Raw genomic sequence first — 1384 nt, 5'->3', positions numbered from 1 at the left:
TTATTTGATACGTTGGAAGAAGTTCAAGAACATGCTACAAGTTGGCTGTGGTTTTATAATCATAAAAGACCACACAAAGCTAATGGAGGAAAACCGCCATTGGCTGTAGCTTAACTCTCTATTTTTGATGACCATTAAAAATGGGAGGATTACCCAGGGTTATATTTCAATTTTTATGCGGGGTTTTATTACAAATTTGCAGACTTATACTTCAAACAACAGATGGAGTTTGTAGTATAAGTTTACATAAAGCGACCCGATTACTTCAATGACTTAGCATTTTGATGGAAGTATAACTTGGCATAAAAGTGAAGTGAAAGAATGCAAAAAGTGACCTCACTATCCAGTAAATGAAACATTCTGATTTGCAGTCATCATATGAGATAGTTTGGCTCCCCATTCACAGTTGATTGCGAAATTAAGCTTTCGTATTCTGGGTGATGTTCATTGATGTAAGCTAGTATTAACTGAGAACAGTCTTCTATATAGTCCTTTCTTGATTCTATCATCCTATACAAATCGACATCATTACATTCTGGTTCAGCTAGAAACTCATCAATTAAAATATCAAAATTCCTTATTTTATTAGCAAGTTGATGAACATTGCGAATATGTTATGCTGAAAGAAAACCAAACAAGCTTGTATCTTCTGAAGCCTTCAGAGCTCCATATTTCGCCAAGCGCAAGCGTCGCATAACCTCGGTACGTTGTTTCATATCTTCATCTAAATAACGTATCGGAAATAATGGAACGGAAAAGTGGTGTGCTACACTCAACAATTCTCCAGCTAATAACCGTATACTCTCCTCTTTATTATTTTTATCATCCAATCTAGCTATTTTATAGCTCCAGTAGATATTAATAAGCGCTGCCAAGACAGCCCCGATAGCAACTCCTATGGTAATGTCAATATTCAAGTCATACTCCTTCACTATTGAAGTTTATTCATTTAAATCAAATACCTCTACAAGGTTTAAGTTTTTACTTGTCAGTTAAAAGGTATGATGCTCTCAACTCCAAACTTATTACCTAACAGTAATTTATGTAATTCTATACTGTTAACCTGCTCATGTAATTGTGAGTAAATCTGAAATTGTTTGTATGCTTTTTTGTACTGATGATGATCAATCAAGTTTTTCAAGATCGTCTTTAAACTGCCAGATTCAATAGATACAACAGAAGTAGATACATCCGTTGAACTAATTTTTCTTTTTAGCAAACTTGGTTTTTTAAACTCTCCAGCAGACAAGACCTCCCAACTCTTATTCCACGCACTAACAATCTCTTCTTGCTCACCTATATTGCGCGCTTTAGTGATTTCACCTGTAAATTCGTGCCGTAGTACTCTAAACTCAATAAGCTCACTGAATCGCCCCGGGTTTGC

Annotated in this window: 3 protein-coding genes; 1 reads left to right on the top strand and 2 read right to left on the bottom strand. The window is 35.4% G+C overall.

Annotated features, from left to right (window positions below; genetic code table 11):
- On the top strand, nucleotides 1–114 hold a 114-nt coding region (locus tag N482_RS24025), incomplete at its 5' end, for an integrase core domain-containing protein (RefSeq protein ID WP_155730472.1).
- A 500-nt stretch (nucleotides 115–614) separates the two neighbouring features.
- Here N482_RS24025 and N482_RS04050 read toward each other — a convergent pair.
- The gene (locus N482_RS04050) at nucleotides 615–917 is read right to left on the bottom strand and encodes a hypothetical protein (protein ID WP_063375860.1); all 303 of its coding nucleotides are present in this window, start codon (nucleotides 915–917) and stop codon (nucleotides 615–617) included.
- A 71-nt stretch (nucleotides 918–988) separates the two neighbouring features.
- A partial coding sequence (locus N482_RS25145) for a hypothetical protein (protein WP_196765302.1) occupies nucleotides 989–1384 on the bottom strand: 396 nt, incomplete at its 5' end.

This window comes from Pseudoalteromonas luteoviolacea NCIMB 1942, assembly GCF_001625595.1.
Classification (GTDB): Bacteria; Pseudomonadota; Gammaproteobacteria; order Enterobacterales; family Alteromonadaceae; genus Pseudoalteromonas; species Pseudoalteromonas luteoviolacea_A.
Note: the sequence above shows the minus strand (reverse complement) of the source record. Positions and strands in the feature narration are given on the sequence as shown.